Here is a 19484-nt window from a genome sequence, read left to right on the forward strand (position 1 = left end):
CCGAAAAACCGGAGACCACGCCCCCCGCGGTCAATCATTTCCGCGGGCGATGGATGACTGAGCGGTGCCTCAGGCTGGTCAGGGCTGGTAGATCACACCGAACTTGTCGACGCCGTCGCCTGCTCGGCCGGTGAAGCCGGTGATCTGCCAGCCAGCGGGCGCGGTATAGGTGACTGTGTCGGCGGTCGGGGTGCCTGCTGACACAGTCCGGTCAGTGCTGGTGACGACGCTGGCGGAGAAGATTCTTGTCCGCTGGTTGTACTTGCCTTGAGACAAGGTGATCCGGACGATGCGTTCGTTCGCGGCGAGGGTCAGCGCGGACTCGGTCCCGCCGCTCCCGCCGTGGGTCACAACCGTGCCAGTGCTCAGCGTCAGGCCGATCCGGTCCAGGCGGGCACCACCACTGAGACGGACCGACCGTACGGCGGTGCTGCCGGCGATCCGGTCGACATCGGTGAACGGGGTGCCGTGCGGGCCGCCGTACTGGTCGCTCATCTTGAGCTGGTCGTTGAGGGACCAGTTGAAGCGGACCAGGTGCGGGTAGTGGTCAGACAGCGGCTTGCCGGCGCTGTCGAGGAACTTCGAGTTCTCGTTGTTGTACTGGGTTGCCGTGAGGTTGATGAACCTGTTGCCGCGGTAGAAGACCTTGTCGACCACCTCGCAGGTGTTGGTGACCGCGTTGGGATCGCACACCAGCGCGGGGCTGCCGAGGGGCGGTGCTTGACCGCCGCGAATCAGCTGGACCCAGGCATCGGTCAGGCCGGCACCGGTGACGAGCTCGCGGACGTTGTCCTCGGTCCTGGTGTAGCGGGTGTTGGTGTCGCCCATGACGATGACGGCGTTGCCGGCCGAGTTGGCGGCGATGTACTGGGTGAGCTGCGTGATGTTCGCGCGGCGTGCCGCCAGATCGGCGGTCTCGACGCCTGCGTTCGGGTGCAGGTTGTAGAGATCGACGTACACGCCCTCGGCCAGCCGGATCCGGTTCAGGCTGAATCCCTTGGGGGTCAGGCAGTCCGTGCCGTTGCAGTTCGCCCACTTGGTTCGGTCGAAGTCGTCAAACGGGAACCTGGACAACGTGTTGAGGCCGTCGCCGAACGGTACGCCGCCACTGGTCGCCGTACGGTAGGGATGGTTGTCGCCGGCATAGAGCGCGGCGTGGTAGTTGAAGTCCTCTTGGACGTTGACCACGTCGTACGCGGCCAGTCGCGGGCTGATCAACGGCGTATTGGTGGCCGGATCACTCGACGAGATGCCGTCGGGCAGTCCGGCCACGTTGTAGGTCAGGACCGAGAAGGAGTTCACCGCCGCCTGGGCCGTCGGTGCTGTGGCGGTCACGGTGCCGCTGGTCAGCAGGACGGCCGTCAGGACGGCCAGGATCGATCTGCGCATGGAGTTTCCCCTGTGCTCGCTTGGGACGGAAGAGCGTATGTTCACGCTAACTTTCCGTGACTGGCAGCACAATGGCGGATCGGGTGAACGCTGAGTTTCCGAAAGGTCAGTACTCAGTAGGTCCAAGGTCGGGAACAGTGCTGAATCGGACGGCAGGGTCGGGGAGAGTGTCCAACTCAAGAACCACAAGCTCGTTGGCGCCGGCGCGAAGGACCGGCCCCGGGATGTAGAGCGTGTGCTGGGGGCCGCGGTGCCAGTAGCGACCGAGGCAGAAGCCGTTGACCCACGCAAACCCCTTGCCCCAGGCATCAGTTCGGACGAACAGATCGGTGGCTTCGGTCAAACTGAAGGCGGCTCGGTAGGCAGTGGGCCCGACGCCTGCGGTGGTCGGCAGGGTCGCCGTCCACAACTCCGGTACGGCGTTCAGGTCGATCGCCAGCGTCTGCCAGCTGGCGGGCGTGGTGGCGCCGACCTGAAGCGGCCCGATCAGGCCCTTCGGTTCGCCGATCCGGGGACCGTAGTTGACGCGGCCCTGATCCTCGACGATCAGGTCGAGACGGCCGCGGCCGCGGGGGAGTGTGATGGCTCGGTCGTGGTCCGCCCGGCTCAGAACTCCGACCGGATCGCCGTCCAGGAAGACCTGCGCGCGATCGCGGACCTCGCCGAGCTGAAGGATCGGGGAGCCCTCGAGGTCGAGAGACGTGCGATACAGGGCGAATTGAGCGTCGATGTCGTCCAGCGTCGGCAGGCTGTCGTGCCCGCGCCACGTGCCCCAGCTGTCCGGGCGGTCCAGCAACCGAATCGGCTCACCCAGTGTCGCGGTGATCTCCGGCGCAGCCCCCGGCTCAGGGAAGTCGGGGAGGGGCGGGACCGGTGCGTGCCGAGCGATGACATCCCGGAAAGCATGGAACTTCGCAGTCGGCCGCCCGGCTTCGTCGAGCGGCGCGTCATAGTCGTACGACGTGACTGTCGGCCGGTAGACGCCCTTGTCGTTGGCGCCGTTGGTCAAACCGAAGTTCGTCCCACCGTGAACCATGTAGATGTTGACCGAGGCGCCCGTCGCCAGCAGTGCATCCAGCTCGGTGGCGGCCTCGGTCGCGGAGGTGGTGTGGTGCGGTCCACCCCAGTCGTCGAACCAGCCGTCCCAGAACTCCATGCACATCAGTGGTCCGGTCGGTTGATGGTTCCGCAGTGTGGCCAGGCGCTCGACACTGCGGGATCCGAACGAACCGGTCCGGTGGACTCCGTCGATCCCGCCGGCGGACAGCATCTCGTCCTCCGGCTGGTCGACGGTGACCAGAGGCACCGTGATCCCCTGGGCGCGAAACAGCTCGACCAGCCACTTCAGGTACGTCGAGTCGTTGCCAAAGGCCCCGTATTCGTTCTCCACCTGGAGCAGCAGGACCGGCCCGCCTTGGTCTGTTTGCAGAGGACGCACGATCCGCAGTACCTCGGTGAGGTACTCGCCGACGGCGGCGAGGTACTGCGGTTCGTACCGGCGAACCCCCACGCCTGGCTCCCGGAATAGCCAGGCGGGGAGGCCGCCGTTGTCCCACTCGGCACAGATATATGGGCCGGGCCGGACGATCGCATGCAGACCCGCTTCGGCCACCCGGCGCAGGAACAGCTCAAGATCGAGCATTCCGCTGGTGTCGAACACACCGCGCCGGGGTGAGTGCGCGTTCCACGGCACGTAGGTCTCGATGGTGTTGAGACCCATCAACCGTGCCTTCTCGATCCGGTCGGCCCACTGGTCCGGATGGATCCGGAAGTAGTGCAGTGCGCCGGAGATGATCTGGAACGGCTTCCCGTCGAGCAGGAAGTCGGACTCACCGATTGCGAAGTCTGGCATATCTCCCTCTTGTAGTTAGTGCTAGCTAGCCGTTGACCTGCCTAGCCATTCACAGTGAAACCTTGCTGGTTGCCATAGGCCACCAACGCGTCCTGCCAGGCTTTCAGTCCGTCGTCCAGGCCGCTCTTGGACTGGTAAGACTTACCCACCGTGTCACCGAAGATGCTGTTCGCGTAGAGCTGGTACGGCAGGTAGCTCCAGCCCGGAGCCACAGTGCCCGCAGCGCCGGTCAGAACCTCGTTGATCGCCTGGCCGCCGAAGTACGCGCTCTTCTTGCTCACGAACTCGGGTGCCTTCAGATCAGCCGTGGTGGCAGGGAAGCCGCCACTGGCCAGGAACGTCTTCACGCCATCACCATTGTTGAGCCACCGCACGAACGCCGCTGCGAGGGCCGGGTTCTGGCTCTGCTTGAGGACAGCCTGCGTGCTGCCGCCATTCTCCGCCGTCACCGGCTGCCCGTCGTACGTCGGCATCGGGGCGACCCGCCACTTGCCGGCACCGGCCTTCACCGAGGACTCCATCACGCCGGGCATCCAGGCGCCAGTCGGCAGCGTGGCGATCGTGCCGTCACCGAGCGCCTTGAACCACGCGTCGGACCAACCGGGGATGCTGGACACGAGTCCACCCTGAACGAGCTGGTTCCACTCGCTGGTCCACTTCTTGGAGCCGTCGTCGGCCAGGTTGATCGTGACGCTCTTGCCGTTGGTGGTGAACGGCTTGCCGCCGGCCTGCCAGATCATGCTGGTCGCGAATCCGGCGTCACCACTGTCGTTGGTGATGAACTTCTTCGGATCGGCCTGGTGCAGCTTCTTGCCTGCGGCAACGTACTCGTCCCAGGTCTTCGGCACGGTCAGGCCGTACTTGTCGAAGACCTCCTTGTTGTAGAACAAGGCCATCGGGCCCGAGTCCTGCGGCAGCCCGAACAGACCCTCACCGGCGTGCACTGCTGCCCAGGTCGACGGCGTGTACGCCGACTGGAACTGGTCGAAGCCGTACTGGCGCAGATCGATGAGTGAGCCGGGCAGCGCGAACTGCGGCAGTGCCTGGTACTCGACCTGCGCGACATCGGGAGCACCCGAACCGGCCTTGATCGTGTTCTGCAGCTTGGTGTAGTGGTCGTTGCCGGTTCCGGCGTTGACGTAGTTCACCTTGACGTTCGGGTAGGCCTTCTCGAACGCGGTCACCTGCGCCTGGGCGGACGGCGTCCAGCTCCAGTAGGTGATCGTGCCGCCCGCCTTGAGCGCCTCGTCCACGGCAGCGGGGGAGCCCTGCTGCTTACTGTCGCCTCCGGTGCCGGAGTCCTTGCTCGACCCGCAGGCGACCAGGACCAGCGACATCGCTGCGATCATGGCGCCGGCGGCCACCAAACGACGGTGGGTTGACTTCATGGCCAATCTTTTCATTGTTGATGCTGCCCTCTCACTTTATGCTCGCGCCCATTGCTGGTTCGGTTGGCCGTTGCAGGCCTGGAGCTGAACCGGTGTTCCGTTCGCTGTTCCGGCCGCCTGCAGGCAGAGCGCCGGGTTGCTGATGCTGGAGATCGTCTTGTTCTCGTTGAGCTGCCAGGTCTGGTTGGCGGCGCCGGTGCAATCGGTGATGATCGCTGCGCTGTCGGCGCCTGGGGTCACGCACTTGTCGGCATAGATGGTGAGCTGCTTGCTCGCCGTCAGGTTGAAGCTCTGGTTGCCGCCGCCATTGCAGTCCCACAGGTCAAGCGCCGTACCGTTGGTGGTCGAGAAACCCGGTACGTCGACGCACCGGTTGCTCTCGACTCCTCGCAGCGGCTCGCCGGGCGGGGCCGGCGGCAACGTGTTGACCGGCTCCTTCTTGAGCAGGCCCCAGCCCCACTGCAGCTGCGCCAGCCCGCTCTTGCTGTTGACCTTGAGATCGCGCTCGCTGACCTGGGTGGTCATCGAGTACGAATCACCGTTGCGTAGACCGGGCCAGTACACGACGCCCATCTTCTGGGCGCGCGCTGTCTCGGTGAGGGCACCGAGGTACGCCGTGGAGACGTTGCCCTCGTGGTTTCCGTAGTTCAGGCCGATCGTCATCGGGGAGCCGGCCTCGTCGATGATCGTGCGCCAGCCGTACTCACCGATCCGGGGCTTCAGGTTCGCGAGCCAGGCCGCCTCGGTGGTGTCGGACGCCCAGAAACCATAGAAGTGCAGCGAGAGCAGCGTGCCCTTCAGCTGCGGCGCGGCACCCACACCCGTGACGTTGTCGTTGTAGCCGCTGCCGGAGATCACCAGGCGCCCGCGCGGAACGTTGTTGTGCCGGTCCGCCCAGCCTGAGGCCAGCGCGACCCAGTCGGGGAGTGAATACCCGAACGGCTCGTTCATCGGCTCGAAGTAGACCTTCGGGTTCTTCCGGTAGGTCTTGAAGACGGTGTCCCACATGGTGTTGAACGCGGCGGTGTCGTCGACCCGGCCGTCCTTGGCGTTGTCGGCCTCCCAGTAGCTGAGGATGACCTTGAAGCCCTGGTCGGTCGCGGCGTCGATCGCCGCGCGGTAGGACGACCACCAGTCCGTCCCGACGCTGGAGGGGTTGATCGGCAGCCGGATGGTGTTGGCCCGCAGCTCCTTGCGGAACTCGCCGAGGATCCCGGTCGACTTGCGGTACGTCGTGCGGTAGCTGTCCGCCGTACTGAGCCCGGACGGGACGACTTCGTCATCGGCGTAGTTGTCGCGCGGATCGGCCCAGTTCACGCCCCGGAAGTCGGCAGTGTTCTGGTGGTGCGGCGGCGCGGCGCTCGCGGGGACGGTGAGGGCGGTGGCCAGGGTGGCGAGTGCCACGGTGGCCCGCCAGAGTGCGGATCTCATCGGACTCCTTTACTTGACGCTGCCGGCGCTGAGGCCGGACTGCCAGAAACGTTGGAGCAGCAGGAACGCCACGACGAGCGGCACGATCGTCAGCAGCGACCCGGTGATCACCAGGTTGTAGATGGGGTTGGCGCCGACTCCGGTGGCCTGGTTGTTCCATTGGGTCAGGCCGACCGTGAGCGGATAGAGGTTCGGTTTGCTGAGCATGATCAGCGGCAGGAAGTAGTTGTTCCAGGTCGCCACCACGGCGAACAGCAGCACCGTCACCACGCCAGGTGCGAGCAGCCGCAGCGCCACCGTGAAGAAGATCCGGACCTCGCCGGCGCCGTCGATACGCGCTGCTTCCAGCAGCTCGTACGGGATGGCTTCGTTGGCATAGACCCACATCAGGTAGAGACCGAACGGGCTGATCAGCGAGGGGATGATGATCGCCCACACCGTGTTCGTCAGGCCGAGCTTCGAGAACATCAGGAACGTCGGTACGGCGAGTGCCGTGCCGGGGATCGCGATCGCGCCGAGCAGGACTGCGAAGACCGCCCGCCGGCCCACGAACTTGTACTTCGACAATCCGTAGCCGGCCGCGGTTGCGAGCAGCGTCGCGCCACCGGCCCCGACTACGACGTACAGGACGGTGTTTCCCAGCCAGCGCAGGAAGATGCCGTCGTTGTAGGTGAGCGTCTGCTTGATGTTGCTGAACAACGCGAAGCTGTCGCCGAACCACAGGCCTGGCGTGGACAGCAGGTCGTCCTGGGTCTTGGTCGCGCTGATCAGGAGCCAGATCAGCGGCACCAGGGTGTAGATGAGGTACAGCACCATGAAACCGGTCAGGAGTCGCGACGATTTAGTCCTCTTCACAGCGCCTCCCGGGAGCCGCGGAGCTGCACGACGTACGCGATGATCGCCGTGAAGACGCCCATCACGATCGCGACGGTCGCGGAGTAGTTGAACTGCTGCCCGGCGAACGAGAGGTTGTAGGCGTACATGTTCGGCGTGTAGTACGTCGTGATCACGTTCGGCGCGAGGGTGCGCAGGATGTTGGGCTCGTTGAAGAGCTGGAAGCTGCCGATGATCGAGAAGATGGTGGCGATCACGATCGCGCCGCGCAGGGCGGGCAGCTTGATCGCGCGGATCGTCCGGATCGCTCCGGCGCCGTCGATCGCGGCGGCTTCGTACAGTTCACCAGGGACTGTGCGCAGTGCCGAGTAGAAGATGAGCATGTTGTAGCCGACGAACTCCCAGGTGACGATGTTGGCGATCGACGGCAGCATCCAGGACCCGCTGAGCGGCTGGACGGCGTCGGTGCCGAGCAGTTTGTTGAGATCCGCGGCGAGGCCGAAAGTGTCGCCGTACAGGAAGCCCCACATCAGGACGGCCACCACACCCGGTACGGCGTACGGCAGGAAGAGCGCGATCCGGAAGAAACCGGCGCCGCGCAGCCGGGCGCTGTCGATCGCGAGCGCCGCCAGCAGCGCCAGACCGAGCATCACCGGGACCTGGACGACGAGGAAAGCCAGGACCCGGCCGGCCGACTCCCAGAACTTCGCGTCCCGCAGCACCTCCGCGTAGTTGTCCAGGCCGACGAACACGCTGCCGCCGAAGAACGCCTGGTCGCGGTAGAGGCTCAAATAGATCGCATAACCGATCGGGGCGAGAAAGGTGAGTGCGAAGACGGTCAGGAACGGGCCTACGAAGACCCACCCTTTCGCCTCCTGGCGCCGCGCCATCCGCAGCCTCCTGACCCCCGAGGTGGGGATTGTTTACGTTAACAATGCTGGCCGGGACGCTAGCTTGTTAACGTCAACATGTCTAGACTTCGGCGAACGGAGGTGACGAAGTGCGCAAACGAGGGTCCTCCATGGCCGACGTGGCCCGCTTGGCCGGAGTGTCCGGACAGACGGTGTCCCGGGTCGCGAACGACCGTCCGCACGTCGATGCCGCCACCCGGGACCGGGTGCTGGCCGCGATGCGTGAAGTCGGATACCGCCCCAACAGCGCGGCGCGGGCGCTGCGCAACGGACAGTTCCGCAGCATCGGCGTGATCGTCTTCGAGCTGTCCAGCTTCGGCAACACCCGCACGTTCAACGCCGTCAGCGAGGCCGCCACGGCGGCCGGCTACGCGATCACCCTGATCCCGGTGCTCAATGCCGATCAGGGCAAGGTGACCGGCGCGTTCACCCGGCTCCAGGAGCAGGCGGTCGACGGCGTCATCATCCAGATCGAGGCGCACCAGCTCGACGAGGCGGAGATTCATCTTCCGGACGGGCTGCCGGTCGTGGTCGTCGACTCCAACTCGTACTACGACTATCCGGTCGTCGACACCGACCAGGCCCAAGGCGCCCGGATCGCCACCGAGCACCTGCTCGACCTGGGCCACGAGACGGTGTGGCATCTCGGCGGCCCTCCCACGTCCTTCGCCGCCACCCGGCGTCGCCGCTCGTGGGAGGAGACCCTGATCGCGCGCGGACGATCGGTCCCGCCCGTACTGGTAGGCGACTGGTCAGCAGCCTCCGGGTACGCCGTCGGCCGTCAACTGGCCGCGGATCCAGCAGTCACAGCGGTCTTCGCCGCGAACGACGAGATGGCCCTCGGCCTACTCCGCGCCCTCCACGAAGAAGGCCGCGACATCCCCGGCGACGTCAGTGTCGTCGGCTTCGACGACCAGGAATCCGCGTCTCAGTTCTGGCCGCCGCTGACCACGGTCCGCCAGTCCTTCGCCGATGTAGGCCGCCAAGCCGTCGCCGCCCTGATCACCGAACTCGACACCAACGAACACCACCACCAACCGGTCTCCGTTCCCACCGAACTCATCATCCGCGCCAGCACAGCTCCCCCCAACCGGCCTTGAGCCCCCACCAGTCATCCAGCCCCCGCCAAAACGACTGAACCGTGCTCAAGGCCGAACTGGCCATACCGGTTCACCTCTTGTTATGGCGGTGCTCGGGGATCAAGGTCAGGTTCTGAATTGCGGCGAGCGCGTACTGCGAGGCGTCGTTCGTGCTGACGAACGCTGCCTCGTCGGCCGGCATCAGCGCGCCGGTCACCGGCGTGGTCCGCCACTTCGTCTCGCGCTGCAAGGCGTTGCGGTTGAGCTGGTCGCCTTCGTCGACGAAGAAGGCGCGCCAAGCTAGACGAGCCAGCTCCACATCACCGGTGCGCGCCGCGGCGTACGCCGCCAGTCGGCTGTGCGCCTGGACGAGCGAGATGCCTTCCAGTGGCGCGCCGACCTCGGCAGCCTGCTGCTCCGGCGGCGACAAGTAGAGCCGGCAGTAGTCGAGCCACGCCTTCTCGAACCCCGGTACGTCGAGGTCCAGGTCGATGAGTTCCGCGCAGATCTCGGGGAGCCCGAAGACTGCTGACAGGTGGGAGACCGAGATACCCCGCCGACCGGTGTCGAAGCGCCCGGTCGACAGATCGAACTCGGCGTTCCCGGTCAGGAATCCATTGCGGAGTACGGCGATGTCGGCCATGGTCCCGACAAGCCGGGAGCGAGCGCGCTCATCGCCGTACCGTTCCCAGCGCGTGAGCCAGTTGGCCGCGAGGGCGCCCCAGTCCACGCCGAGTCCGATCGACAACGCCTGCGGGTCGGGGGAGTAGGAGTCGGTGCGCACTTTGCGCAGCGGATCCACCGCCAGGAAGGTCTCCTCGGCGGTGGCCAGCTCGTCCAGCAGGTCACCGGTGCGTTCGTCGGCGGTGAGGTAGTAGTAGATCCGCCGATAGATCGCACTGGAGATGCGAAGCTGTTTGCAACTGCAGCCCCAGTGCTGCACGTTGTGCCGCGAGCCAAGACCCTTCCAGCGCCCCAGATGATGGACGTCGACCTCGCCGGTGTGTCGTGTCATCGCTTCCGCGAACCGGAACACGTCGGCCCGGCCCGTGCGCAGGTACTGATACCAGAGCCACAGGTCCGGCGAGAGCTCCGAGTTCGCCCAGGCGTAGCCACCGACGTCGTACCGCCAGGTGTGCCGGTCGCGGTCGTAGGTGTGCATGACGTCGCCGTAGTCCCAGAAGCCGTACCACCGGCGCTGCTCGCGCTGGCCGACGTAGTACTGGAAGAGGAAGTGCAACCGGGACTCGATGTCCAGATGATCGGAGGTGGGCAGGCTCCAGGTGCCGAAGACACCCGCCGCCAGAATGCGGCTGGGGGAGGCGGTGAGCAGGCCGGGAGTATCGAGTTCGGCGGTGTGCCGGGCGAGGTCGTCGGCGGTCGGGGTGCTGTCGTGGACCCGCAAGGTCAGTTCGTGGGTGCGAGCGACGCCGTGCGCGTTCCCGAAGCCTGGTTCGTAGTCCTCGTAGGTGATCTCGAGTCCTTCGAGCTGTTCGGCGTGGCTGTCCTGGTCCATGCCGTCGTGCCAGAAGCGGACATCCATGGCCGGGGCGCTCGGTGACCACATCCAGACCGTCGCAGTGGCGAGATCCGTGGCGGCGTTGCGGATGTCCAGCCGAGTCGGATGGAGCTTCCAGAAGTCGCGTAGGCCGAAACCCAGGCCGCCGCCGGCACCGCCGACGTACCCGTATCCCGGCGCCCTGGTCCCGGCGGGCACGGTCACCCAGGCATGGTCGGGACCGGTGCGTTTGCGCAGGGTGAAGCCGTCGGCGCTGCTCTGGTCCAGGGTGTAGTCGTTCCACTGCGGGATCAGGCCGAGGCGGTCGGCCACCTCGGCGTTCGGGATCTCGTCGACCGCGCGGCCTGCTGTCTGTGCCTGCCTGACCTCCGCGCCGGGATCGCGACGCAGCCCGGTCAGTCCCCGGACTGCCTCGTTGAGGAAGCCCGACGGACCGGCCAACCGCACGTGTCGGTTGTGGGGCTCGTCGCGCATCACCACATCCGCGCTGAGCCCGAGACCGGCCAGGAAATCCCGGTCGGGGTCGCCGTCCCACACGAAGCTGTGCACGACCCGTACGTCGGTCGCGTCGGCGTAAAAGTAGAGGCGCACGGAGAACGGGAGCCAGTCACCGTGTTTGCCGTCGAGCTTGACCACCGCCCGGACAGGACCGGCCTGCTCGACGGTGATCGTGTCCACGGTCGCGGTCGTCCGCTGCCGGACCCGGCTCTCATCCTCGTCCGGTGTGTCCTGTCTCAGGCTGACCAGCCGGACGTCGCGCACGACCTCGCGGCCGGCGATGCCGATCGACGCGATAACCATCGGAGCGCTCAAGACCCAGGAGACCGCGCCGGTGGTCACTCGGACCTCGGCTCCCGTCTGCTCGACCCGCACGGGCTCTGCCGGTACGGCGGGCTTGCCCGTGATCAGGTCGTACGATGCCACCGGGTGCTCGGACGGCCCGATCGCATGGGCGGACCACTTGATCGATCCGTCCGGCCAAGTCGCGGTCGTCCAGCTCTGGATCGCCGTGCCGTCGGTCAGCGCGAACTGGGTGCCATCGGCAACCGTTCCACGCGGCCAGGGGACGCCCCAGGTCACGCCTTGCTGGGCTGGGGTTTCGAGCCAGTGGACCGTCGTCGTCATTCCTTCACCGATCCGATCAGGACCCCCTTGGCGAAGTGCTTCTGCAGGAACGGGTAGAACAGCAGGATCGGCAGCGTCGCGACGACCACGACGGCGAACTTCAGGCCCTGCTCGGGGAACGTGACGGTCTCCAGTTGCTGCAGCACGTTCGCCGAGTCCGCGTTGGTGGCGGTCAGCTGGCGAACGATCATCTGCAGCGTCCACTTCTTGCTGTCGTCGATGTAGAGCAACGTCGACATGTAGTCGTTCCAGATCCCGACCGCGTAGAACAGCGAGAACGTGGCGATGATCGGCTTCGACAGGGGCAGCACAATCCGCAGGAACACGTTGAGCTCGTTGCAGCCGTCGATCCGCGCCGCCTCCTCGAGCGCCTCGGGCAGTTCCTGGAAGAAGCTCTTCACCACGATCAGGTAGAACGGGTTGATCGCCAGCGGCAGGATCAGTGCCCAGTAGCTGTCGAGCAGCCCCAGATCACGGACCACCAGGTAGGTCGGGATCATGCCGCCGCTGAACACCAGCGTGAAGATCACCAGGTTCAGCACCAGCGTGCGGCCGGGCAGGAACTTCTTCGCCAGGGGATAGGCCATGGTGAGCGTGAGCACGAGCTGCACCACGGTGCCGACCGCGGTCACGCCGATCGTGGTCAGCAGCGCGCGGACGAACGTGTCGGTGGAGAAGATGTACTGGTAGGTGTCGGTGACGAACTTCTCCGGCCACAGGAAGAACGGACGTGAGCTGATCTCGGACTCGGTCGCGAACGACCCCGCCAGGACATAGACCAACGGCAGCACGGTGACGAGCCCAAGAGCGCAGAGCACGACCACGTTGATGACGTCGAACGTCCGGCTGCCGAGCGAGTCGTAGTACCGGACGGATCTCTTGTTGAGCATGTTCGCCTCCTCAGAACAATCCGCGCTGGCCGAGGCGCTTGGCCAGGAAGTTCGAGCCGAAGATCAGCACGACACCGACCAGACCCTTGAACAGACCGACCGCGGTCGCGTAACTGAACGCACCCTGGGTGATCCCGATGGAGTAGACGAAGGTGTCGAACACATCGGCGACATCCCGGTTCAGCGAGGTGGTCATCAGCCAGATCTGCTCGAACCCGGAATCCAGCAGGTTGCCGGAGGTCAGGATCGCCATGATGACGACCGTCGGCGCGATCGACGGCAGGGTTATGTGCCAGAACTGCCGCCACCGTCCGGCGCCGTCCACCCGGGCCGCCTCGTACAGCTGGGAGTCCACTCCGGCCAGCGCCGCGAGGTAGATGATCGTGCCCCACCCGGTCTGCTTCCACAGCAGCTGCGCCACGATCAACGGGCGGAACCAGTCGGCCTGCGCCACGTAGTCGGTCTTCTGGCCGCCGACCAGGCCGTGGATCCAGTTCGCGATCACGCCGAAGTCCACCGAGAACAGCAGGTAGGTGAGCGAGGCAACGATCGTCCAGGACAGGAAGTGCGGGATGTAGATGAGTGACTGCACGGACCGCTTCACCACGTTCACGCGCAGCTCGTTCAGCAGCAGCGCGACCACGACCGGCGCCGGGAAAATGAACACGATCGTGAGTAGGGCCAGCAGCATCGTGTTGCCCATCAGCCGGCCGAAGTCCGGTCCGGTGAACAGCTCCTCGAAGTGCTTCAGCCCGACCCACTCACTGCCCGAGTAGCCGAGGAACGGCACGTAGTCCTTGAACGCGATGGTGAGGCCGTACATCGGCAGGTACTTGAAGACCAGGAAGTACACCAGTCCGGGCAGGAGCAGCAGGTACAGCCAGCGGTAGCGGAGCACGTCCTGCCACAACGGCCTGGTACGGCGCCTGCGCTTCGGGGCCGGCGCCCGCCGCGAGACCTTCGCGGCGGGCCGGTCCACTTCGGGCACCAGATCGGTGGCCACAGGTCAGCCGCCGACCTTGGCGACCAGGTCGTTGACCTCCTGGGCGACCTGCGTGCCACCGGCGTCGTACCAGCGCTTGATCTGCGCCTTCAGCTGGTCCTCGGTGATCGCACCGGACAGGTACTTCATCCGGGCGTCCGGAACGATCGTGTCCAGGGTCTGGCTCTTGGCGGTCGCGGTCGGGGCGAGGACGCCCTGCGCCGGGTTGAACACCGCAGTCTTCAGGTCCTCGTTCATCAGGACGTCGAACTTGTCCCGCATCTTCCGGCTGGCCTCGTCGGCCGGCCGCAGCTTGTAGGCACCGAGGCCGACGCTGGCCCGGGTCCCGAGCTGGATGAAGGCCTTGTCCACGTCGTTCTGGATCGCCTTGATCTTCGGATCGTCCTGGTTCACCGGTACGGCGAGCTGTCCGTCGACCGTGAAGTTGCGGCCCTCGATCCCGTTGGTGAGCAGGACCGAACCCTCCTTGGACTGCAGCTTGTCCAAGGTCTGCAGGACCTGGTCGAGCTGCTCCTCGGTCCGCACCCGCTGCTTCGAGACCGCCATCACCATGTTGTAGCCGGTGAACGGATAGGAGAACTTCTCGCCGTCCGAGCGCTTCAGGTTGCCGACCAGGGTGACCTTGTCGAAGTCCTTCGGGTTCTTCTCCTTGAACAGGTCGAGCAGCTGGGTGGCGCGGACGTTGACGTCGATGATCATGCCGCCCTTGCCCTGCACGAACGGGTTGTTCCAGTTCCCGCTGTCCAGGGTGGCGAAGTCGGGGTTGACCAGGCCTTCGGAGACCCACTCGCGCAGCCAGCGGTTGGCGGTCAGGAACTCCGGGGTGTCGAAGCCGGGAACCAGCTTGCCGTCGCGCTCACCCCAGCCGTTCGGCGTACCGAACCAGGTCTCGATCACGTCGTACGGGCTGGCGCTGCCGTAGCCACCTGGCCACTTCGGGATGATCAGGCCGTAGGTGTCCTTCTTGCCGTTGCCGTCGGGGTCCTGCTCGGTGAACGCCTTCGCGACCGCGCGCAGTTCGTCGACGGTCTGCGGCTCCTTCAGACCGAGCTTGGCCAGCCAGTCCTTGCGGATCACGATGCCGGAGCGCAGCAGCGGCCGGACCCGGTAGATCCCGTAGGTCTTGCCGTTGGTCATCGAGTTCTTGGCGGTCTGCTCGTTGGCCGGCTTCAGGTTCGGGTACTTGTCGAGCTTGCCGGTCAGGTCCCAGAACGCGCCGGCCTCGGCGGCCTTCACGAACGACGAGCCCTTCTCGCCGACCACCATCACATCGGGCAGCTTGTCCGAGGCCAGCGTGACGTTGGACTTGTCGCCGTACTCGGCGTTCGGCACCCAGGTGACCTTGAGCTTCTTGCCGATGAGTTTCTCGACCGCCTGCTGGAGCTCACCCCCCGGATCCGGTGCGGTGCCGAACAGCGGCGCCATCACCGTCAGCTCGTCGGCGGCCTGGCCCTTGGTGTCGTCGCCACCAGAACAGCCGGCGACGGCCAGCAGTGCCAGCGAGGTGGCCAGGGCGAGGCGCCGTGGGGAGAAGATCGTCATGAGATTCCTTTCAGGGACAGGCGGGCCTCGTTCTCGGCGAAGAAGCGCAGGCAGAGCCAGGTGTTCAGCTGGATCCAGGCGCCACCGGCCAGCAGGATCCCGAGCACCGGAAACTTGGCCGAGACGTAGGCGATGGTGACCGCGGCGAAGAGCAGGACCACGGAGGAGGCCGGCCGTGCCAAGGCGAGCAATGATGCCTTGGGCAACAACTGGCGGCCCCGAAGGTTGTAGTGCACGGCCATCGGGAGCAGATAGGCGGTGATGACACCGAGGACGGCCAGCGCGAGCAGGCTGCCCAGCCGGGGGAGCGAGGCCTTCGCGCCGAGGGACGCGAAGAACAAGTAGTTGCCGATCAGCACGACCGCGGCAGCGGCCGCCGGCAGCACCAGCAAGGTGCCGCGGCGGAACTCGCGACGGAACGTGGCGTGGAAGGCAGGGAAGATATGAAACGATTCACCGAAAATCCTGCGTCTGGCCAGGGTGTACGCCGTAAGCGTGGCCGGGCCGAGGCCCAGCACAACGCCGCCGAGCAGCGTGAAAGCGAGCCAGCAGCAGTTCAGCCGAACTGTCCACATCGCTTCGTCTGCTGCGTCGTACAGCTTGATCGACCATCCGGTGCCGCTCATCATCACTCCCTGGCCGACCTGATCTGCGGGCGAAAAGTGATGTGACCGTATGGTTGAATCGTCTCAATGTCAAGGCTTCGGAAAGCGCTTGTCAGTGTCCGATTGTGGCCGTAACGAGTGCAGCTGAGGCTGGTGTCAGCGGCTGAAGTTGCTGGAGTCGCGGACGATCAGTTCCGGCTGGAAGATCACCTGACGGTGCCGATGACCGTCGGCGGCCTCGACCTCTTCCTGCAGCAGTTCCATCGCTGTCCGGCCGAGCAGCTCGGCCGGTTGCCGCACCGATGACAGCGGTACGGCGGCGGCGCGGGCGAAGTGGATGTCGTCGTACCCGACGATCGCCATGTCGTCCGGCACCCGCAGGCCGGCGACCGCCATCGCCTGCAGGAATCCCAGTGCCAGCAGGTCGTTGGCCAGGAAGGCGGCGGTCGGTCGTGATCGGGCCGGCAGGCGGGCGATCTGCTCGCCGATGGCCAGCCCCTCGCTCACGCCCATCACCTCGACCTCGTGACACTGCAGCTTGACGTTGCGCGCCTGCTTCACGGTGGTGGTGACGCCGGCCATCCGGTCGGACACCTGCTGCATGCCGAACGGTCCGCCGATGAACGCGATCCGTCGATGCCCGGCCTCGAGCAGGTGCGTTCCGGCCAGCCGGCCGCCGAGTTGGTCGTCGACGCTGACCGAACACAACCCCCGGTCCGTGGTGCGGTCGACCAGCACCACCGGCGTACCGCGGGCCGCCATCGCTGTCAGCCGGGGATCGTTGCCGTCCAAGGGTGTGATCAGGACGCCGAGGACCCGCTGCTGCTCGAGCTGATCCAGATGGTTGGCCTCACGGACCTGGTCGGTCTTGCTGTTGCACAGCATCACCAGGGTCTCGTGCTCCTGGGCGCAGGTCTCCGCGCCCTCGGCGATATCGGTGAAGAAGGGGTTGGCGACGTCGAGAACGATCAGGCCGACAGTCCGGCTGCGGCCTGCCCGGAGATGCCGGGCCGCCTCGTTCCGCACGAACCCGAGGGCCTTGATGCTGTCCTGCACTCGCCGCCTGGTCGCGGCCGCGACGATCTCGGGACGGTTCAGCACATTGCTGACCGTTCCCACCGAGACGCCTGCGCGCTCGGCGACCTCCTTGATGCTGGGCGCCGCCATCGTTCTCCGTCCCAGCGACCGGCACTGTCGTCGCGCAGTCTACAAGGACCGCGCCTGCATCAGGTCGACTCCCGGCGGATCAAGGCGGTGGGGAGGATGATCGCGGCGGGTCGATCGTCGTCCAGTACAACTTCGTCTATGGCTACGGAACCAGCCTGCAAGGCACCTACCGCCTCTGGAACAACATCTTCTACTCCACCCGAGCAGGAGACTCGTTGACCACCAGCTCGACCATCGACTACAACGCCAACCTGTACGGCGGCGCCTCGCTCCCCGTCCCGTCGTCGGACCGACGAGCGAAAGTCGGCAACCCACGCTTCCTCGGACCCATCACCGGCCCCCACGGCACCCCCGAAACCGGCCCAGCCCTCAACGCAGCACTGCCACTCGGGATCGGAGCGGGTTCACCGGCCATCAACACCGGTGTCACCGCCACAGACAACGGAGGCGCCGACTACGCCGGAGCCCCTGTCTACAACGGTTTGCCAGACATCGGCGCCTTCGAATACCGCACCAACTGAATCACGCGACAACCGCCGACGCCCGGAGGGGTGGCGTCCCCGGTTGCGCAGCGCTCGTCATCCGGCCTTCGCCCTTTCAGGGGAGATCCCCTCAGTCGCCCCTTCTCCGGTCAAAAGACGAGCAGAGAACCAGCAACTGGCACTGAGGTCCGACCACGATCTGCTGCCAGAACGCGATCGCCGACGGCACCTCAGCAACCCCAGCCACAGCCCGGAACCTCAGGCAACGGTCACTTGAGTCGCGGCCTGCTTTTCTGGGCCGCAACCAAAGCCCGGAAGCTCAAATGGCGTGAGCCTCGGTCGCCGGTCTCGCTATCTCGCCTCAGCCACCGCGGCGACCAGCCACCCGCTTTTCGAGTCGGCCGGTCGCGGCGAGCAACCAGGCACCCACGCCCCCGGCCGAGTCCTTGCCGGACCTTAGCCGGGGCTGCGGAACCCCGCCCGCCCCAAGGGCGATCGATTGAAACCTTCGGGCGCGCCCCGGTAGATGGCTGAGCGGGATGGCGAGGTCGGCGACCGCGTGGCCGTTTGTCTGAGGTGCTCGCTATGGCTGAGGTTCACGATCCTTCGAGACATCGGCCGGGTGTGGGCTGGGGTGTGGGCTGGTGTGGGCTGACAAAGTAGCCCACAGCTCACCATGTAAATAAGGGCTTTCCGGCCAAAAAGTGTCGGTGGCTGTGTCTATGCTTTTGGGTATGGAGATCGTGGGGATGCGCCCGGTGTACTTGCAGAGTGCCAGCGAGTTGGTGGCTTCGCTGGACGCCATGCATGCCGCCAAGGCTCTGCTTGACACCGCCATCCTGCAAGCCTCGGGGCGCCTCGACGAGATGGGTGCCGCGCAAGAGCTCGGTGCCCGTGACACCGTCGACTTCCTGTCCGAGCGGTACCGGGAGGCTCCTGCCGAGGTTCGTAAGGCTCTGGCGTTCATGGCTGCTTTGCGTAAGTACCCGCTGGTGGCGGGCGCGTTGCCGGATCCGACAGATCCGGCCCGGCCGTGGACGATGCGTCCCGCGCAGGGCATGGTGATTGTCGAGACGCTGGAGAAGGCACCGTCGACTGTTGCGATCGAGACACTTGAGCTCACCGAAAACCAGATGGTCGGTGTCGCCAAGGACCAGGACCCTCGTCGGCTCGCCAAGTTCGGCAACGATGTCCTCGCACGCCTCGACACCGACGGTGCAGAACCTTCCGAGGAAGAGGCGCACGCGAAGAGGTCGTTGCGGTTGCGGCAGGTCGATGGCGGGGTGAAGTTCTCTGGGTTCCTGCCCGGTGCCGACGGTGAGCAGCTCACCACTCAGATCCATACGTTGTCGAAGCCGCATAAGACTGTTGATGGTGAGCGTGATCCGCGGCCACAGGACGTGCGTCAGGCCGATGCTTTGGTAGCCACCATGGACGCGGCAGCCGGCAACCCTGACCATCCGGGTGTGCCGCATCTGACCGTCACGATCGACTTCGACGACCTCAAAGCTGCTCTCGGCGAGACGACGGGTGCTGTTGGTGAGTTGGTGTTCGGGAACAACCTGTCCGCCTCGGCGGTGCGGTTGCTGGCGTGTGATGCCGCGATCTTGCCGATTGTTCTGGGTGGGGATTCGCAGCCGCTGGATGTTGGGACCGAGCAACGGTTCGTGAACCGGTACATGCGGCGGGCGTTGATCAAACGCGACAAAGGCTGCGTGGTGTGTAAAGCACCGCCGTGGATGTGCCATGCGCATCACATCATTCATTGGGCCAACGGCGGGCCGACCAGCATGCACAACCTGGTGCTGCTGTGTGCGTCGCATCACCGGGCTGTGCATGCGGGGCAGTGGGCAGTATCGATCACCGGGGGCATCGTCCAGGTGACTCGTCCGAGCTGGGCCGACCCATCACCAATCGACCCTGCTGTTCTGGCAGCCGCTCTCAGCTGGGCGACGCCTGCGGGCAGCACCAGCAGTGGTGGCTCTGGCCTCAACGGCGGGGCCGGTGTCAGCAGCAACCCGGGACACGAGCAACCGGACGGGCTCACGACAGTCAGCGCCCTGGCCAACTCGGAACGGGACGCTAAGCGCGAGGCCTTCCGCGCCCGACTACTCGCACACGTGCCCAACTACACCGACCCCTGGGCAACCAACGCCACCCCAGCAGCAGGCCCCTAAAACCTCTACCACCCCTGAGTGATCCACGCGGCCATGCCCCGTGGATCACTCAGCCATGCCCTAAGCACGCAGGCCCGCCCCGCCCCGGCT

At 65.8% G+C, this 19484-nt stretch carries 15 protein-coding genes; 3 read left to right on the forward strand and 12 right to left on the reverse strand.

Annotated features, from left to right (window positions below):
- Positions 1–78: 78 nt before the first annotated feature.
- From E1263_RS28130 to E1263_RS28155, 6 genes are all read right to left on the reverse strand, one after another.
- Positions 79–1389, reverse strand: a complete 1311-nt coding sequence (locus E1263_RS28130; protein WP_132172707.1) for a jacalin-like lectin — start codon at positions 1387–1389, stop codon at positions 79–81.
- A 106-nt stretch (positions 1390–1495) separates the two neighbouring features.
- Positions 1496–3241 carry a glycoside hydrolase family 35 protein gene (locus E1263_RS28135; protein ID WP_132172709.1) on the reverse strand — a complete coding sequence of 582 codons (1746 nt, stop codon included), beginning with the start codon at positions 3239–3241 and terminating at the stop codon, positions 1496–1498.
- Positions 3242–3282: 41 nt separating this feature from the next.
- Complete coding sequence (locus tag E1263_RS28140) at positions 3283–4629, reverse strand: ABC transporter substrate-binding protein (protein WP_132172711.1); 1347 nt, start codon at positions 4627–4629, stop codon at positions 3283–3285.
- A 36-nt stretch (positions 4630–4665) separates the two neighbouring features.
- Complete coding sequence (locus tag E1263_RS28145) at positions 4666–6060, reverse strand: ricin-type beta-trefoil lectin domain protein (protein ID WP_132172713.1); 1395 nt, start codon at positions 6058–6060, stop codon at positions 4666–4668.
- Positions 6061–6069: 9 nt separating this feature from the next.
- The gene (locus tag E1263_RS28150) at positions 6070–6915 is read right to left on the reverse strand and encodes a carbohydrate ABC transporter permease (protein WP_238161590.1); all 846 of its coding nucleotides are present in this window, start codon (positions 6913–6915) and stop codon (positions 6070–6072) included.
- Positions 6912–7784, reverse strand: coding sequence for a carbohydrate ABC transporter permease (locus E1263_RS28155; RefSeq protein ID WP_132172715.1), 873 nt, complete (start codon positions 7782–7784; stop codon positions 6912–6914). Before E1263_RS28155 ends, E1263_RS28150 begins: the two co-directional genes overlap by 4 nt.
- Positions 7785–7915: 131 nt before the next feature.
- Here E1263_RS28155 and E1263_RS28160 point away from each other — a divergent pair, with 131 nt between their 5' ends.
- Positions 7916–8905 carry a LacI family DNA-binding transcriptional regulator gene (locus tag E1263_RS28160; protein ID WP_132172717.1) on the forward strand — a complete coding sequence of 330 codons (990 nt, stop codon included), beginning with the start codon at positions 7916–7918 and terminating at the stop codon, positions 8903–8905.
- Between the two features lie 70 nt (positions 8906–8975).
- Here E1263_RS28160 and E1263_RS28165 read toward each other — a convergent pair whose 3' ends face one another.
- The 6 genes from E1263_RS28165 to E1263_RS28190 all read right to left on the reverse strand — a co-directional run bounded on the left by E1263_RS28165 (position 8976) and on the right by E1263_RS28190 (position 16735).
- Positions 8976–11528 carry an exo-rhamnogalacturonan lyase family protein gene (locus tag E1263_RS28165; RefSeq protein ID WP_132172719.1) on the reverse strand — a complete coding sequence of 851 codons (2553 nt, stop codon included), beginning with the start codon at positions 11526–11528 and terminating at the stop codon, positions 8976–8978.
- Complete coding sequence (locus tag E1263_RS28170; protein WP_132172721.1) at positions 11525–12418, reverse strand: carbohydrate ABC transporter permease; 894 nt, start codon at positions 12416–12418, stop codon at positions 11525–11527. The genes E1263_RS28165 and E1263_RS28170 overlap by 4 nt, the downstream gene beginning before the upstream one ends.
- A 10-nt stretch (positions 12419–12428) precedes the next feature.
- Complete coding sequence (locus E1263_RS28175; RefSeq protein ID WP_132172723.1) at positions 12429–13421, reverse strand: ABC transporter permease; 993 nt, start codon at positions 13419–13421, stop codon at positions 12429–12431.
- Between the two features lie 3 nt (positions 13422–13424).
- Positions 13425–14963 (reverse strand): extracellular solute-binding protein, encoded by a 1539-nt coding sequence (locus E1263_RS28180; protein ID WP_132172725.1) that lies wholly within the window; start codon positions 14961–14963, stop codon positions 13425–13427.
- Complete coding sequence (locus E1263_RS28185) at positions 14960–15589, reverse strand: YesL family protein (protein ID WP_132172727.1); 630 nt, start codon at positions 15587–15589, stop codon at positions 14960–14962. The genes E1263_RS28180 and E1263_RS28185 overlap by 4 nt, the downstream gene beginning before the upstream one ends.
- A 135-nt stretch (positions 15590–15724) precedes the next feature.
- A complete protein-coding gene (locus E1263_RS28190; protein WP_132172729.1) occupies positions 15725–16735 on the reverse strand; it encodes a LacI family DNA-binding transcriptional regulator in 1011 nt (336 codons plus the stop codon).
- 215 nt (positions 16736–16950) lie between these two features.
- On the opposite strand from E1263_RS28190, the gene E1263_RS28195 reads away from it, so the two are divergent.
- Both E1263_RS28195 and E1263_RS28200 read left to right on the forward strand, forming a co-directional pair.
- Entirely contained in the window at positions 16951–17256 is a 306-nt protein-coding gene (locus E1263_RS28195) for a choice-of-anchor Q domain-containing protein (RefSeq protein WP_132172731.1), read from the forward strand.
- Between the two features lie 695 nt (positions 17257–17951).
- The gene (locus E1263_RS28200; RefSeq protein ID WP_165956774.1) at positions 17952–19394 is read left to right on the forward strand and encodes an HNH endonuclease signature motif containing protein; all 1443 of its coding nucleotides are present in this window, start codon (positions 17952–17954) and stop codon (positions 19392–19394) included.
- Positions 19395–19484 lie beyond the last annotated feature (90 nt).

The sequence above is a fragment of the Kribbella antibiotica genome (assembly GCF_004349055.1).
Classification (GTDB): domain Bacteria; phylum Actinomycetota; class Actinomycetes; order Propionibacteriales; family Kribbellaceae; genus Kribbella; species Kribbella antibiotica.